The 15170-nt window shown below is 69.8% G+C and carries 12 protein-coding genes and 1 pseudogene; 8 read left to right on the top strand and 5 right to left on the bottom strand.

Going from position 1 to position 15170, the window contains the following annotated elements:
- Positions 1 to 195: 195 nt before the first annotated feature.
- On the top strand, positions 196 to 1197 hold the full coding sequence (locus WS62_RS04625; protein WP_059469947.1) for a LacI family DNA-binding transcriptional regulator: 1002 nt from the start codon (positions 196 to 198) through the stop codon (positions 1195 to 1197).
- Positions 1198 to 1567: 370 nt separating this feature from the next.
- On the top strand, positions 1568 to 2146 hold the full coding sequence (locus WS62_RS04630) for a hypothetical protein (RefSeq protein WP_066568362.1): 579 nt from the start codon (positions 1568 to 1570) through the stop codon (positions 2144 to 2146).
- 399 nt (positions 2147 to 2545) lie between these two features.
- On the opposite strand, the gene WS62_RS04635 is transcribed toward WS62_RS04630, so the two are convergent.
- Both WS62_RS04635 and WS62_RS04640 read right to left on the bottom strand, forming a co-directional pair.
- Positions 2546 to 3910: a sensor histidine kinase gene (locus WS62_RS04635; RefSeq protein WP_066568334.1), complete on the bottom strand. Its 1365-nt coding sequence runs from the start codon at positions 3908 to 3910 to the stop codon at positions 2546 to 2548.
- A gap of 2 nt (positions 3911 to 3912) precedes the next feature.
- Complete coding sequence (locus tag WS62_RS04640; protein ID WP_066568336.1) at positions 3913 to 4572, bottom strand: response regulator; 660 nt, start codon at positions 4570 to 4572, stop codon at positions 3913 to 3915.
- Positions 4573 to 4715: 143 nt separating this feature from the next.
- On the opposite strand from WS62_RS04640, the pseudogene WS62_RS04645 reads away from it, so the two are divergent.
- The 4 genes and pseudogenes from WS62_RS04645 to WS62_RS04660 all read left to right on the top strand — a co-directional run bounded on the left by WS62_RS04645 (position 4716) and on the right by WS62_RS04660 (position 9423).
- Positions 4716 to 5163, top strand: a pseudogene (locus tag WS62_RS04645) (PepSY domain-containing protein).
- Positions 5164 to 5653: 490 nt separating this feature from the next.
- Positions 5654 to 6121 (top strand): DUF2271 domain-containing protein, encoded by a 468-nt coding sequence (locus WS62_RS04650; RefSeq protein WP_066568338.1) that lies wholly within the window; start codon positions 5654 to 5656, stop codon positions 6119 to 6121.
- Between the two features lie 22 nt (positions 6122 to 6143).
- A complete protein-coding gene (locus WS62_RS04655; protein ID WP_066568341.1) occupies positions 6144 to 8396 on the top strand; it encodes a PepSY domain-containing protein in 2253 nt (750 codons plus the stop codon).
- Positions 8377 to 9423 (top strand): FAD:protein FMN transferase, encoded by a 1047-nt coding sequence (locus WS62_RS04660; RefSeq protein WP_066568343.1) that lies wholly within the window; start codon positions 8377 to 8379, stop codon positions 9421 to 9423. Before WS62_RS04655 ends, WS62_RS04660 begins: the two co-directional genes overlap by 20 nt.
- Before the next feature lie 36 nt (positions 9424 to 9459).
- Here the strand turns inward: WS62_RS04660 and amaB are convergent, their stop codons facing one another.
- The 3 genes from amaB to WS62_RS04675 form a co-directional block, all read right to left on the bottom strand.
- On the bottom strand, positions 9460 to 10971 hold the full coding sequence (amaB, locus tag WS62_RS04665; RefSeq protein WP_066568345.1) for an L-piperidine-6-carboxylate dehydrogenase: 1512 nt from the start codon (positions 10969 to 10971) through the stop codon (positions 9460 to 9462).
- A gap of 108 nt (positions 10972 to 11079) precedes the next feature.
- A complete protein-coding gene (locus WS62_RS04670; protein WP_066568353.1) occupies positions 11080 to 12297 on the bottom strand; it encodes an aminotransferase-like domain-containing protein in 1218 nt (405 codons plus the stop codon).
- A 54-nt stretch (positions 12298 to 12351) separates the two neighbouring features.
- The gene (locus WS62_RS04675; protein WP_066568356.1) at positions 12352 to 13371 is read right to left on the bottom strand and encodes a DUF1338 domain-containing protein; all 1020 of its coding nucleotides are present in this window, start codon (positions 13369 to 13371) and stop codon (positions 12352 to 12354) included.
- Between the two features lie 176 nt (positions 13372 to 13547).
- Between WS62_RS04675 and WS62_RS04680 the strand changes: the two genes are divergently transcribed.
- A complete protein-coding gene (locus WS62_RS04680) occupies positions 13548 to 14456 on the top strand; it encodes a LysR substrate-binding domain-containing protein (RefSeq protein WP_066568358.1) in 909 nt (302 codons plus the stop codon).
- A 60-nt stretch (positions 14457 to 14516) separates the two neighbouring features.
- The gene (locus WS62_RS04685; protein ID WP_066568361.1) at positions 14517 to 14966 is read left to right on the top strand and encodes a type II toxin-antitoxin system Phd/YefM family antitoxin; all 450 of its coding nucleotides are present in this window, start codon (positions 14517 to 14519) and stop codon (positions 14964 to 14966) included.
- The last annotated feature ends 204 nt before the right edge of the window (positions 14967 to 15170 follow it).

Below are 15170 nucleotides of genomic sequence, written 5' to 3' on the forward strand. Positions count from 1 at the left end.
GCGTATTGAAATCGATACCACTTTCACCGTCAAGCGTTCCCCGATTTCCGGAAACCGCGTGAAATGTGCGGCAACCCTCGTTAGAATAGGCAAACGGCCTGTCCACGGGCGGCGGCGGCGCATGCGCCGGGCTGTGTTTCCGTCACCCGGATTCAGGGTAAATACCGATCTGAAAAGAAATCGATTCCAGTTGCCATGGCGTTACGAATCAAGGATGTCGCGGAAGCGGCGGGCGTATCGGTCACGACGGTCTCGCGCGTGCTGTCGAACAACGGCCCGGTGCGCGACACCGTGCGCCGGCGCGTGCTCGAGGTGATCGAGCGGCTCGATTACCGGCCGAACGCGGCCGCTCGCCGGCTGCGCTCGGGCGATACCGCGACAATCGGCCTCATCGTCTCCGACGTGCGCAACCCGTTCTTCACCGAGGTGAGCCGCGCGGTCGAAGACGCCGCGTATGCGCAAGGGATGCGCGTGATCCTCTGCAACACCGACGAAAATCCGGAAAAGGAAGCGATGTATCTGCGATTGATGGAAAGCGAGCGGGTGACGGGCGTCATCTATTCGCCGACGTACGACGCCGCGCGGCATTTCGATGCGCGCGCGCACGCGTTTCCGGTCGTGATGATCGACCGCGCGGGGCCGGCGGGCGTGGCCGATGCGATCACGCTCGATAACCGCGACGCGGCGACACGGCTCGTCGAGCATCTCGTCGAGCGCGGCTACCGGCGCGTCGCGGGATTGTTCGGCAACGCGAGCACGACCGGCCGCGAACGACATGCGGCGTTCGTCGACGCGCTGCGCCGCCACGCGCTGCCGGCCGAAGCGGAGTTCGTCGATCCGCATCCGCAGGCCGCGCATGCGCGCGTGCGCGCATGGCTCGCGGGCAACCCGGCCGCGCGGCCCGACGCGATCGTCGCGAGCAACGGCCTGCTGCTGCTCGGCGCGTATCGCGCGCTGCGCGAGCACGGCGCGCGCGTGCCGGACGATGTCGCGCTCGCGGGCTTCGACAACGACGCGTGGACGGATCTCGTCACGCCCGGCGTGACGGTGATCGCGCAACCCGTCTACGAAATCGGCAAGAACGCGATGCAGTTGCTGACGCAACGGCTCGCCGACCCGGCGATGTCCGCGCGCACGCTGGTCCTGCCTGGGGAGTTGATCGTGCGGGGCTCGACTGCGGCGCGGGCCGACGCGTAAGCGCCCAGCACGCCGGAGCAGCGCCTGCCCGCGGCCCGGTGCGGCAAAGCCGATGAGCCGCAGCCTTCTTACGCGCCGGCCGTTCGTGAACCATGTTCGGCGCCGTTCGCGCATCGATGCGATTGCATGCCGCGCTCGCCGCGCGTCTTGTCCGGGCAACGACGACGCATGACGGAATCAAAACTCGAGGCGCACTGGCGTGAAATGGCGGATTCCGCCCGCCGCCGTCAAAAATACCCATCGCCAAAAAATGTCAAGCTAACAAAAATGGTGGGTATTCGCCACTGAATAAATCCTACTCTTTAGTCGAGAGATGATCGGCACGGCTCTCACATTCAAATTAATTCCGTGCTATTCGAGGAGCCACAAAATGAGCCAATTTGTCGATGTCCTGGAGGAAATGCGCACGCACTACAAATCCTCACTCGGTCAAACGTCGCCTCGTCGCTATGCCGCATCGCAGCATCTTGCTTCTTATTTCACTGCAGCGCAGGAATCTTCCGCGGAGCTTTCGGCGCAGGAAAACGACTTGCTGAAGGGGCTGCAAATCGACGCTCAATCGTCGGGACAGGAAGAAGCGAGCGGAATCGAGACCGGTATCGTCGACGCAACCGAAGCGCTGAAGAGTTCCGGAGCGTCTCCCACTTCCGTCGAAGAATTCAAAAAGAAGATGGAAGACCAGAGAAAAAAGGCGAAGGAGGATTCCAACACGAGAATCGACAAGATTTTCGACACGGCGATAAAAATCGGACTGGAACACCCTGAACTTCAGCACCCCATCGTTGCCTTGATGGATACGATCGGCAACTTCTTCAACGATCTTTTCAACAAGATTGCGGATTTCATCGTGGGCGTCGTAAGAGATGTCGTCGCGTGGCTCAAGAACGCCTGGGACAGCATCACGAGTACGTTCAAGGGAATCGCGGGATGGATTTCCAGCTGGTTCTGATGCCCCGCACCACCGTTTGCCGATCCGCTTTCGCGCCGAGCGCCGGACTCGACGAAATACGACATGCCGTCGGCCTTCGTTACCGGGCCGCAATCCCGGCAATCGCTCGCCGAATGCATGCGGCGGCCTGACATAAGTGGCCGCGAGCAGCGACGATCGGAATCGGCGCGGTGCCGCGGTGCCGGAATCGCGACAGGAAAAAGGCTCGGAATCGGCCCCGAGCCTTTTTCATCGGGCGGCGCGCAAGCGGACCGCACGCACGCCCTTCCGAACGGCCGTGCTGCCGCTTACACGTCGGACTTCACGCCCTGCGCGGGCGGCAATAATGCCTTCCCCGAATCGCTTGCCTGATGCGAAGCGCGCACCTGCACTCGAATCGACGTCGCGCCGGCGGCCATCTCACGCGTCCCTCGCGCGATCGTCGCCGAGCGCCAGCCCGTCGACCATCGCCTGAACTCCGTCCACCCCGCCCGGCGCCGGCGAGCGCAACGTGAGCGACGCGCCCGCGCCCTTCGCGATCGCCTCGACGATCGCGAGCCCGAGGCCCGCGCCCTTCGCCGTCGTCGCGCCGCGCTCGAACGGCTTCGTCAGACGCCCGAGCTCGGCGGCCGCCAGCACCGGCCCGCGATTCGTCACGCTGAGCGTACCCGCCGCCGACAGCGCGACCTGCACCGGCTCCGCCGCCGCGCCGTGCTTGAGCGCGTTCTCGACCAGATTGCGCACAACGATCGCAAACGCGTCCGGATCGATCCGCGACGTCACGGCCGCGTCGGGCAGATCGAGCGCGATCGCGCGATCGCGCGCGACGCGCCGGAAATCGTCGACGACGAGCGACAGCACCGGCCGCAGATCCTGCGGCGTATCCGCGAGCACTCGCCCGTCTTCGGCCTTCGCGAGTTGCATCAACTGCTCGCTGACCCGCGACAGCGTGTGCAGCGCCCCCTCGACCCGCTCCGCGCGCTCGCGCAGCGGCTCGGACGGCGCTTCGGCGATCAGCCGCTGCGTCTGCGCGAGCGCCGCGGCGATCGGCGTGCGCAGTTCGTGCGCGCTGTTCGCGGTGAAGCTGCGCTCGGCGGCGAGCGCGCGATCGAGGCGCGCCATCAGCTCGGTGACCGCGTCCGCGACAGGCGCGATCTCGGTCGGCAGCCCGCCCTTGTCGAGCGGCGTCAGATCGTTGCGGCCGCGCGCGGCGATCGCGTCGCAGAAACGCCGGATCGGCGTCAGGCCGGAGCGCACGATCAGCCAGATCCCGAACAGGCCGACCGGTAAAAACAAGGCGAGCGGCCTGACGACCGCGAATGCCGCCTGCACTTCCGCGAGCCGGCGCGTCGCGAGCGGCTCCGCGATCAGCAGCGTGACCGTGCCCTGCAACACCGTCTCCGCGTAGATCCGATGCGTCGCGGTACGGGCGAAGCCCGCTTTCAGATACTTCGGAAAAATCGACGCATCCGCGTCGTGCGACCGTAGCAGCAGCTTGCCGGTCTCGTCGCGCACGACGTACGTCAGCAGTTCGTCGTGCGGACGGACCGCCGCGATGCGGCCACTGTCGCCGCCGTCGCCTTCGTCGCCATCCGAGTCGCGCCCGACGATGTCCATCACGGCGAGCGGCAGCAGCCGCTGCGCGGTCTCCTGCAGCGCGCTGTCGGACATCTGCTCGGCCTCGGCGCGCAACACATAGAACGCGGCCGTCCCGGCCGCGAGCGACAACACGGCGAAGCCCGCCACCAGCGCCGCCGCGAGCCGTCCCTGCAGGCTGCGCAGCATCGCTAGTCCCGCCTCAGGCGGTAGCCGAGGCCGCGCACGGTCTCGATCATGTCGGCGCCGAGCTTCTTGCGCAGGCGGCTCACGTGAACTTCGATCGTGTTGCTCCCGACTTCGTCGCTGAATGAATACAGCCGCTCTTCGAGCTGCGATTTCGACAGGATCATCCCCGGATGCTGAATCAACGTTTCGAGCAGCGCCCATTCGCTCGCGGTCAGGTCAATCCGCGCGCCGCCGCGCATCACGCTGCGCGCGGCGGTGTCGATCGCGAGCTCGCCGAGCGTCACGAGCGGATTCGGATTGCCCGAATAGCGGCGCGCGACCGCGCTCACGCGCGCGGACAGCTCGGACAGGTCGAACGGCTTCACGAGATAGTCGTCAGCGCCGGCGTTCAGCCCGGCGATCCGGTTCGCGACCTGATCGAGCGCGGTCAGGATGATGACGGGCACCGTCGAGCCGCCCGCGCGCAGCTCGCGCAGAAAATCGAGCCCGCGGCCGTCGGGCAGCAGCAGATCGAGCAGGATCAGATCGTAAGTCGCGACTGCGACGTGCCGCCGCGCGTCGGCGAGGTTGCCGACGAAGTCGGTCGGATGCCCGTCCTTCTCGATCTGGACGCGGACGGCCTCGCCAAGCCACGGATCGTCTTCGACGAGCAGCACTCTCATGCGCGTGTCCTGATGAATGAGTGGCGCGACGCTGCCACGCGAACCTGAAGCGAACATGAAGAAAATGCTCCGCGCCCGCAAGCTTCGCTTCAGGTACCGAGCGCATTGTAGAGCCCAACGATCCGGACAGGAGATATCACGCAATGAAAACCCCGCGACTGATCAAGGGCTTGGCACTCGCATCGCTCGCGTCGCTCGTGCTCGTCGGTGCGGTCGGCATCCGTGCGGCGATGGCGGACGACGGCGACGACTGCCGCGCGCCGCTCGCCGACTGGAAGCCGCGCGACGCGGTGCGCGCGATGGCGCAGCAGAAAGGCTGGCGCATCGACAAGCTGAAGGCCGACGACGGCTGCTACGAAATCAAGGGCCACGACGCTGACGGCAAGCGCTTCAAGGCGAAGCTCGATCCCGTGACGCTCGACGTCTTGCGGATGAAGCGCGAAGGCGACCGTGAGCGCGCGCGCGGCCACGACGATGACGGCGGCCACGGCCGCGCGCCGGGCGCGCGCCCCCGCGAACGGACCGCCGGCGGGCGCGCCGCCGGGCGGCGTGCTGAAGCCGGGCGCGAAGCCCGACGTGCAGATTCGCTGAGTCACGGCGCGGCGCTGCCGTGCCTCAGCGCCGACGCGCCTCCGCTACGCCGCGCCGGCGGTCCGACCGATCGCCGATCGACGGCCGCCGACGGAGCAGGCATCCGGCTCGCCTTGCGCGGCCGCGAATGACCGCATGCAGTCGTTAAGCGGCGGCGAAGGGCAACGAAGCGGGATATGCCGCAGCGGATGCGGCACATACGACCGGCATGACCGATTGCCGAACGCCGGCCGGCGACCCGGCGGGCGGCCGGCTCGGCCGCGAATGACCGCGCCCGGTCGTGAAGCGGCGGCAAAAGCCCGCGAATTTGAGATGTGCAGCGACGGATGCGGATCGTGCGGCCGGCACGGCCGGATATAGCGTCCGCCTGCCCCCATCGCAAGGCCGGCGTCGCGTCAGCAAAGCCGGCCCGAACCGGCACCCGGACGACGCACGCAACCGGCTCATCGCCACCCGCGCCGCCGCCCTCACCGAAACCAGGAGAACCCAGATGAAACACGCATTGCCGATCGCGGCGCTCGCAGGCGCGCTCGCCGCGCCGTCGCTCGCTTCCGCGCGCCAGGTCACGTTCGAGACGCAGCTCGCCAATTACGGCGGCGACGGCGCGTACATCGTCCTGTACGTCACCGATCGCGCGGGCCGCTACCAGGGCACGCTGTGGATGGCCGGCCGCCAGACGAAGTACTACCGGCACCTGCGCGACTGGTATCGCGCGACAGGCGGATCGGCGCGGCTCGACGGCATCACGGGCGCGAGCGTCGGCGCGGGCAAGACGCTGCGCGCGACACTCGACGTCGCCGACGCGCTGCTCGACGCCGGCTACGAAATCCACATCGACACGGCCGTCGAGGACATGAACGAGAACGCGTCGGAAGTCGTCGTGCCGTTGACCTCGGCGGGCGCCGGCAAGGCGGTCAAGGGCCGCGGTTACGTGAAGTCGTTCCGCTATTCGCTGTAACACAAAGACAAGAGGCATCACCATGCTGCGCAAGCTTCATTCGATTCCCGGCCTGATCGCCGCCGCGCTCTTGATCGTCGTCACGCTGACGGGCACGGCGCTGTCCATCCAGCCCGCGCTCGAGCGCGCGGCCGTCGCCCGCATGCCCGACGCGCCGCTCGACGTCGCGACGCTCGCCGGCCGCGTGAGCGCGCAAGTGACCGGCGTCGAGAAGCTCACGCGCCGGCCGTCCGGCGAGATCGTCGCGTATTACGCGGCCGCCGACGGGCAGCGCGCGTCGATCGTCGATCCGTCGACGGGCACGCCGGTCGCCGATTATCGGCCGTCGCCCGTCGTGCGCTGGCTGACGAATTTGCACCGCAAGCTCCTGCTCGGCGACACGGGGCGGTTCGCGACAGGCGTGACCGCCGCCGCGATGCTGTTCATCGCGCTGTCCGGGCTCGCGCTGCTCGCGCGCCGGATGGGCGGCTGGCGGCGCCTGCCCGGCCGGATTCGCGGCGACGGATTGCAGCGGTTGCACAACGAGACCGCGCGCGTCGCGCTCGCGGGACTCGTGCTGTCGGCGCTCACGGGGCTCGTGCTGTCGCTGACGACATTCGGCGCGATCCCCAAGCGCGGCGCGGCGTCGGCGCCCGCGCTCGATGCGGGTTCAGGCATCGCCGTCGCCCCCGCGAACACGACGATGCCCGTCGCGCAGATGGCGGCGCTGCGCGCGACCGACGTATCGACGCTGCGCCAACTGACGTTTCCCGCGCCGGACGATCCGCGCGGCGTCATCGAATTGAAGACGACCAACGGCGCCGGCTTCGTCGATCCGTCGACGGGCGCCTCGCTTGCCTACCAGCCCGCCGACGGCTGGCAGCGCCTGCACGCTATCGTGAAGATGCTGCATACGGGCGAAGGATTGTGGTGGCTCGGGCTCGTGCTGGGCGCATCGTCGCTGTCGACGCCGCTCCTCGCGGTGACGGGCGTGATGCTGTGGGCGCGCCGGCGTCGCGCGCAGCCGAAGCTCGCAGGCAGCGCGTCGGCGCGCGACGCGGACACCGTGCTGCTCGTCGGCAGCGAAGGCAACAGCACGTGGGGCTTCGCGTCCGCGCTGCACGCGGCGCTCGTGCAGGCGGGCCTGCGCGCGCACGTCGCATCGATGAACGACGTCGCCCGCGACTACCGCCGCGCGCGACGCGTGCTCGTGCTGAGCGCGACCTATGGCGACGGCGACGCGCCGGGCAGCGCGCAGCAGTTCCTGTTGAAACTCGCGCGGCTGTCGGCGGCGCAACCGGTCTCGTTCGCGGTGCTCGGCTTCGGCGACCGCCAGTTTCCGCGTTTTTGCGGCTACGCGCGAAACGTCCACGACGCGCTCGCCGCAAAGTGCATGACGCCGTTGCTCGATCTCGGCACGGTCGACCGGCAGTCGGAGCACGAATTCCGCGCGTGGTGCACGCGGCTCGGCGACGCGCTCGGGCTCGCGCTCGACATCCGCTACACGCCGACGCTGCCGCGCACGATGCCGCTCACGCTCGTCGCGCGCGACGACTACGGCGCCGATCCGCAGACCGTGACGTCGGTGTTGCGCTTCGCCCCCGCGGAGCGAGCCGGGCACGCCGGCCGCCCGCCCGTGCGATGGGCCCCGTTCGCAACACGGCGGCTGCCGCCGTTCGAGACCGGCGATCTACTCGGCGTCGTGCCGCCGGGCGGGACGTCGCCGCGCTACTACTCGCTCGCGAGCGCGTCGTCGGACGGCGTCGTCGAGATCTGCGTGCGGCGCCATCCGAACGGCGCATGCTCGAGCTACCTGACCGGCCTGCAACCGGGTGACACGATCGACGCGTTCATTCGGGCGCATGCAAGCTTCCGGCCGCACGCGGGCGACGCGCCCGTGATCCTGATCGGCGCGGGCACCGGCATCGGTCCGCTGATCGGCTTCATCCGGCACAACGCGGCGCGCCGCCCGATGCATCTGTACTTCGGCGCACGCAACGCGGACGACGGCTTCCCGTATCGCGACGAGCTCGACGGCCTCGTCCGCGACTGCCGGCTGCGCGCGCTGACGACCGCGTTCTCGCGCGCGGAGCGGCAGGCCTACGTTCAGGACCGGCTCGTTGCCGACGCGCGTCACCTGCGCGATCTCGTCGCACACGGCGCGCAGATCATGGTGTGCGGCGGCCGCGCGATGGCCGATGGCGTCGCGCATGTGTGGGAGCGCATCCTGGCGGACTCCGGCTCGTCCGTCGCGCAACTGAAGACGCAGGGGCGCTATGTCGAAGACGTCTATTGAATGGTCGCCCGGCGCGCGGCGGAATCGCTGCCGCGTAAGCGGCGCGACGATGGGCACCCGCTACGGCGCGCAGTTCCACGCGCCGCCGACGGCCGACCCGAAGGCGATCGCCGCGGCGCTCGACGCGGCGGTGCGCGCGGTCGACGCGCAAATGTCGAACTGGAAGGCGGACTCGGACCTGTCGCGGCTCAATCGCGCCACGCCCGGCCGCTGGATGCCGGTTTGCGCGAACCTCGCGACGGTGCTCGTGCGCGCGCAGGAAATCGGCCGCGAAACGGACAACGCGTTCAATATCGGCGTCGGCGCGCTGGTCGATGCATGGGGGTTCGGGCCGGGAGCCGCGGCGTGCGAACAAGCAGCGAGCTCGGCCGAGGCGGCGAGCGTGCCGAACGCGACCGACGCACGCCGCGCATCGGACATCGGCAGCGCATCGCCGTCGCCGTGCCGCCCGATCGACGAACTGCTCGAAGTCGACGCCGCGCGTGGCCGCGCACGCCGGCTCGCGAACGTCGCATTCGATCTGTGCGGGATCGCGAAAGGCTTCGGCGTGGATGCGCTCGCGCGCGTGCTCGATCACCACGGCATCGGCGCGTGGCTCGTCGGCATCGACGGCGAGCTGCGCGCGCGCGGATGCAAACCGGACGGCTCGCCGTGGGCGATCGCGCTCGAAGCCCCCGATTACGACCGGCGCGGCGCGATGGGCGCGATCGATCTCGTCGACGCGGCCATCGCGACGTCCGGCGATTACCGGCACTGGGCCGACGTCGGCGGCGAGCGCATTTCGCACACGATGGACCCGCGCGCGGGCGCGCCGCTGCGCGGCGGCATCGCGTCGGTCACGGTCGTCGCGCGAACCTGCACCGACGCGGACGCATACGCGACCGCGCTGATGGTGCTCGGCGAACGGGCGGGACGCGCGCATGCCGAACGCCACGGGCTCGACGCGCTTTTCGTCGTGCGCGACGGCGACGCGCTCCGCACGATCGGCTGCGGCTCTTTCGCGAGCGCGCGGCAGGCGAGAAGCTGACCGCGAGCGCGCCCTTCCGAACGGCCGTGCTGCCGCTTACACGTCGAACTTCACGCCCTGCGCGAGCGGCAATTCGCGGCTGTAGTTGATCGTGTTCGTCGCGCGGCGCATGTAGCTCTTCCACGCGTCCGAGCCCGATTCTCGACCGCCGCCCGTCTCCTTTTCACCGCCGAACGCGCCACCGATCTCCGCGCCGCTCGTGCCGATGTTCACGTTGACAATCCCGCAATCGCTGCCCGCCGCCGACATGAACTGCTCGGCTTCGCGCACATCGTTCGTGAAAATCGCCGACGACAGCCCTTGCGGCACGCCGTTGTGGATCGCGAGCGCATCGCCGAAGTCGTCGTAGACGAGCACGTAGAGAATCGGCGCGAACGTCTCGCGCGTGACGACGGCCGTCTGCTTCGGCATCCGCACGAGCGCCGGGCGCACGTAGTACGCGTCCGCATGGCCCACGTCGACGCGCTCGCCGCCCTTCACATCGCCGCCCTGCTCGCGCGCATCGGCGAGCGCCTTTTGCATCGCGTCGAATGCCGCGCGGTCGATCAGTGGGCCGACCAGCGTGCCCGTCTCGAGCGGATCGCCGACCTTCACCGATGCGAACGCCTTCTCGAGGCGCGGCAGCAGTTGATCGGCGACGCCGCGATGCACGATCAGCCGGCGCAGCGTCGTGCAGCGCTGGCCCGCGGTGCCGACTGACGCGAACGTGACCGCGCGCACGACGAGATCGAGATCCGCGCTCGGCGCGACGATCATCCCGTTGTTGCCGCCGAGCTCGAGGATGCTGCGCGCGAGGCGCCGGCTCAGCACCTGCGCGACCTCGATGCCCATCCGCACACTGCCCGTCGCGGACACGAGCGGCACCTTCGGCGAAGCGGCGAGCGCCTCGCCGACGTCGCGGCCGCCGAGCACGAGCTGATGCAGCCCTTCCGGCACGACGCCCGGATGCGTCTTGTCGAATGCGCGCACCGCCTTCGCGAACAGCGCATGGCAAGCAATCGCGGTGAGCGGCGTCTTCTCGGACGGCTTCCAGACGACCGGATCGCCGCAGACGAACGCGAGCGCCGCGTTCCACGACCACACGGCGACCGGGAAATTGAACGCGGAGATCACGCCGCACACGCCGAGCGGATGCCAGGTTTCCATCATCCGGTGGCCGGGGCGCTCGGACGCGATCGTCAGGCCATACAACTGCCGCGACAGGCCGACCGCGAAATCGCAGATGTCGATCATCTCCTGCACTTCGCCGAGGCCCTCGGACGCGATCTTGCCCGCTTCGAGCGTGACGAGCCGGCCGAGCGCCGCCTTGTGCTCGCGCAGCACGTTGCCGAACACGCGTACGAGCTCGCCGCGCACGGGCGCGGGCACCGTGCGCCACTTGAGGAACGCTTGATGCGCGGCGTCGATCTTGCGCTCGGTTTCGGCCGGGCTGTCGGCGGCGAGCGTCGCGAGCGTCGCGCCGTCGACGGGCGACCGGGCGGTCAGCGCGCTGCCTTGCCAGCCGGCCAGATCGACGTCGAGCGCGGCGAGAATGTCGTTGAATTGCATCGCTTCCTCTTCAGAACGGAATCAGGTTGATCGGTGCGGCGTCGCCGCCGAGAATGAATCGATTGGACCGCGTTCGCGCGCCGCATGCAAGCGGCCTGGCCGTTCGGCCTAGCGGTCCGCCGCGAGCGCCGCGCGCAGCCGGCGCACGCCCTCGAAGATCTCCGCCTCGCCCGGTGCGGCGAACGACAGCCGCAGGCTGCTCGCGTCCGCGTCGCGCGCGTAGAACGCCGCGCCCGGCACGTACATCACGTTGTGCGCGAGCGCGCGCTTGAGCGCCTCCGCGGCGTCGCGGCCGCCCGTCAGGCGCGCCCACACGAACATGCCGCCCGCCGGCTCGCGCCACTCGACTTCGTCCGGCACGAATTGCCGCAGCGCACTGACGAGCGCGCGGCAGCGGCTCCCGTAAGTCTGCGCGATCGTGCGCAGATGCGCAGCGAGCCGGCCGCTTTCCAGATAGCGCCGGATCGCCTCCTGCGCGATCGGCGCGGTGCACAAATCGCTCGTCTGCTTCGCGACCGTCATCCGGCGCGCGATCGCGGCGGGCGCGACCGCCCAGCCGATCCGCAAGCCCGGCGCAACGATCTTCGACAGGCTGCCGAGGTAGACGGTCCAGTCTTCGGCGCCGTCGTGCGCGAGCACCGGCTTCACCGGCTCGCCGGAGAAGCGCAGGTCCGCATACGGGTCGTCTTCGACGAGCACGAATTGCGCGGCGGCCGCGAGCGCGGCGAGCGCCGCGCGGCGCGCCGGCGGCAGCGTCGCGCCCGTCGGGTTCGCGAACGTCGGCACCGTGTACAGCAGCTTCGGGCGACGCTCGCTCGCGGGCCACGCGGCGAGCTGCGCGGCGAGCGCGTCGGAATCGACGCCGTCGCCGTCGGTGCGCACCGGCACGAGCCTCGCGCCCGCGAGCCGCAACGCCTGCAGCGCGGCCGGATACGCGGGCGCCTCGACGAGCGCGACGTCGCCCGGCTCGATCAGCGTGCGCACGAGCAGGTCGAAACCTTGCTGCGAGCCCGTCGTGACGAGCACCTGCGAAGCGTCGCACGTCACACCGCGCGCGCTCGCCATCCAGTCCGCGAGCGCGCGGCGCAGGCCCGGCTGGCCCGCCGTGTCGCCGTATTGCAGGCACGCGAGCGGATCGTCGCGGGTCGCGTCCGCGAACGCGGCCGCGATGCCTTCGCGATCGAACAGGTCGGCGGACGGATAGCCGCCCGCGAACGAGATCATGCCCGGCTTGCCGACGTGCTTGAACAGCTCGCGGATCGGCGAGCCCTGCGGATCGGCGAACGGCGCGGCGAACGGGTAATCGACGGCGGCGGCGAGCGTCATGGCGGCTCCGGTGCGATGGAAGTCGGGCGAAAGGCGGACGGAAAGGCGGACGACTCAGGCGGCGGCCGTCATCTTGAAGATGCCGGTCGCGTTGCCCGCGTCGAAGCTCAGATCGAGCGTGCGGCGGCCGGCCTCGGCGTCGGCGACCGCGTCGCGCGTGATGAATTCGTAGAACGAGCCCGGCACCTCGCGCTCGACGAGCGCGCCGGACGCGTCGACGAACGTGCGCGTCACCGGGTCCGCGCGGAACGCGGTCTGCCGCACGCGCCCCGAGCGCGACACCTCGACGGCCGGCTTGATCGGCCGCCCCAGCGCGCGCTGCGCGGCGGCGAGCGCGTCGACGTCGGGCACGCGGTCGGTCGCGTGATTGAACGCGTTGCCTTCGGTCGCGATCCACGCCATCTCCGCCGATTCGGCGAGCAGCGTCTCATAGTCGGCGACGCGCGGCGACGCATGCCGACGGTCGAAGCAGCGCACGAGCACGGGCAGCAGCGCGCAGGCGCAGGCGAGGCGCAGCGACGCGTCGCGCTCGAGCTCGGCGAGCGTCGCGACCGCCTGCGGCGTCAGCGGATCAGCCGACGTCCCGAGCACGTTCGTCACGGCCTGCTGGAACGCGGCGCTGAAGCGCTCCGGATGCAGTTCGCTGACGAAGAACTGCGCGATCTGGTCGGGCGCGTCGAGATGCGCGTACGAGCGGCCCGTCATCTTGAGGCGCTCGAGCGGATACGTGCCGTTCAGCCGATAGCCGAGCGGCCGAAGAATGCGCGTGAATGCCGCTTCGCCCGGTGGCAGCGCGCCGCATGACGGCCAGCGCACGGTGCGCAGCGCGCCGTGGTCGAACGTCACGCGCCCGCCGTCGCGCGCGACGTCGCGCGTGTACGCGCGGCCCGTCGGCACCCGTTCGAGCAGATCCGCGAACAGCGCCATGTTGAGCGCCTGCGCGAGCTCGGCGCGCGTGACGACACCCGGCTCGCAGCGCTCGAAACACGTCGGGACATGCATCAGCCGCATCAACTCGTCGATGGTCGGCTGATCGGAAACGGTGGCGAGCAAAGCGGCGAGGTTCGCGTTCATCGGGTTCTTTCGTGGGTTTGCGTCGTTCTGGCGGCATGCGCGCCACGCATCGAGCGGCGCGCTGAAATGATCGGGGTCAATTCTCAGTGCGCGAAATAGGCTCGGCAATTGATATAAACTCACCAGTTCATTCCGAAAACTCACCAACTCGCAAATTCTCGATCTTTCATCCGTCGATGCGAAAAGGTATTCCGAACCTCGCGGCGCTGCAGGTCTTCGAAGCGGCGGCCCGCCACGAAAGCTTCACCCGCGCGGCCGACGAGCTCGCGCTCACGCAAAGCGCGGTCAGCCGCCAGATCACGTCGCTGGAGGAGCGGCTCGGGGTCGCGTTGTTCCTGCGGATCAAGAAGCGGGTCGTGCTGACGCCGCACGGCCGGCACTACGCGGCGCTCGTGCGCCGCAACCTCGAGCGGATCGAGCGCGATACGCTCGAACTGATGGCGCAGCGCGGGATCGGCGCGACGCTCGAGCTCGCGGTCGTGCCGACGTTCGCGAGCCAATGGCTGATTCCGCGCCTGCCGCAGTTCCGCGCGCTGCGGCCCGACATCACGGTCAATCTGTCGGTGCGCACCGAGCCGTTCCTGTTCAGCGATTCGACGTTCGACGCGGCGATCTACTTCGGCCACGCGCTGTGGCCCGGCACGCAAGGGCGGCTGCTGTTCCTCGAGGGCGACATGCTGCCCGTCTGCAGTCCGGCGCTGCTGCCCGCGGGCGGACGGCGGATCACGCGCGACGCGCTGCTCGATTTGCCGCTCCTGCACCTGTCGACGCGCGCGGACGCGTGGCGCGACTGGTTCCGCGCGCACGGCCTCGACAACGACCTGCGCGCGGTGCGCGGGCCGCGCTACGAACTGTTCACGATGCTGACGGCGGCCGCGCACGCGGGGATGGGGGTCGCGCTGATGCCGGCGCTCCTCGTCGCCGACGAGCTCGCGTCGGGGCGCCTTTGCGCGCCGCTCGACCTGCGGCTGCCGAGCGACGCCGGCTACTACCTCGTCGCGCCCGACGCCGCCGCCGACAGCGAGCCGTTCGTCGCGTTGGCCGAATGGCTGGGTTCCGTCGCGCCGACACGGCCGATAAGCTGACGCGACCATCCTGTTCATCCGTTCATCGGCCGGCGGCAGGCCGGCCACGCGAGATCGATCATGACCATTCGCATCGGCGACATCGTGCCGCTGTCCATCGCCCGCGCCCGCTTTTCCGAGCTGGCCGACGAGGCGCGGGGCGGCGGCGAGAAGATCATCACGAAGAACGGCGCGGCGTACGTCGCGCTGATCGACGCCAGGCGGCTCGATCACTATCACCGGCTCGAGCGCGATCGGGCGGCGCAGGCGGATGCCGGGCCAATGCGCGGCGGGACCGGGAGCGGCGAAGGCGGCGATGGGAGCGATTGGGGCGCGGGTGTTGCGGCCGAAGGCGTCGTGCCTTTGGCCAATGACGGTACGACGGGCGACTCGGTTGGCGGCCTGGACGCGTCGTCAGTTGAGCGTTGCACCGGGGGCGCCCGCGACGCCGCGGACGGCTCGCCGCGCGACGGCGGCACGCGTCCGATGCACAACAACACGTGCGGCTCGCTCGCCGCGGACGACGGTTGATGGCTGACGTGGTGCGGTTGGCGGTTGGCGGTTGGCGGTTGGCGGTCGGCGGTCGGCGGTCGGCGGTCGGCGGTCGGCGGTCGGCGGTCGGCGGTCGGCGGTCGGCGGTCGGCGGGCCCGGGGAAGCGGGGCCCGGGCACGGGGCCCGGGGGGCAAGGGCGCGGGGGGGGGGGGCGCGGCGACCAAAAGCCCCCGGCGAGCCGC

The organism is Burkholderia sp. ABCPW 14 (assembly GCF_001523835.1).
GTDB classification, from domain to species: domain Bacteria; phylum Pseudomonadota; class Gammaproteobacteria; order Burkholderiales; family Burkholderiaceae; genus Burkholderia; species Burkholderia mayonis.

Coding starts and splice junctions, on each gene's coding strand:
- WS62_RS04625 (WP_059469947.1), top strand. CDS start 196: ATGGCGTTACGAATCAAGGATGTCGCGGAAGCGGCGGGCGTATCGGTC.
- WS62_RS04630 (WP_066568362.1), top strand. CDS start 1,568: ATGAGCCAATTTGTCGATGTCCTGGAGGAAATGCGCACGCACTACAAA.
- WS62_RS04635 (WP_066568334.1), bottom strand. CDS start 3,910: ATGCTGCGCAGCCTGCAGGGACGGCTCGCGGCGGCGCTGGTGGCGGGC.
- WS62_RS04640 (WP_066568336.1), bottom strand. CDS start 4,572: ATGAGAGTGCTGCTCGTCGAAGACGATCCGTGGCTTGGCGAGGCCGTC.
- WS62_RS04650 (WP_066568338.1), top strand. CDS start 5,654: ATGAAACACGCATTGCCGATCGCGGCGCTCGCAGGCGCGCTCGCCGCG.
- WS62_RS04655 (WP_066568341.1), top strand. CDS start 6,144: ATGCTGCGCAAGCTTCATTCGATTCCCGGCCTGATCGCCGCCGCGCTC.
- WS62_RS04660 (WP_066568343.1), top strand. CDS start 8,377: ATGTCGAAGACGTCTATTGAATGGTCGCCCGGCGCGCGGCGGAATCGC.
- amaB (WP_066568345.1), bottom strand. CDS start 10,971: ATGCAATTCAACGACATTCTCGCCGCGCTCGACGTCGATCTGGCCGGC.
- WS62_RS04670 (WP_066568353.1), bottom strand. CDS start 12,297: ATGACGCTCGCCGCCGCCGTCGATTACCCGTTCGCCGCGCCGTTCGCC.
- WS62_RS04675 (WP_066568356.1), bottom strand. CDS start 13,371: ATGAACGCGAACCTCGCCGCTTTGCTCGCCACCGTTTCCGATCAGCCG.
- WS62_RS04680 (WP_066568358.1), top strand. CDS start 13,548: ATGCGAAAAGGTATTCCGAACCTCGCGGCGCTGCAGGTCTTCGAAGCG.
- WS62_RS04685 (WP_066568361.1), top strand. CDS start 14,517: ATGACCATTCGCATCGGCGACATCGTGCCGCTGTCCATCGCCCGCGCC.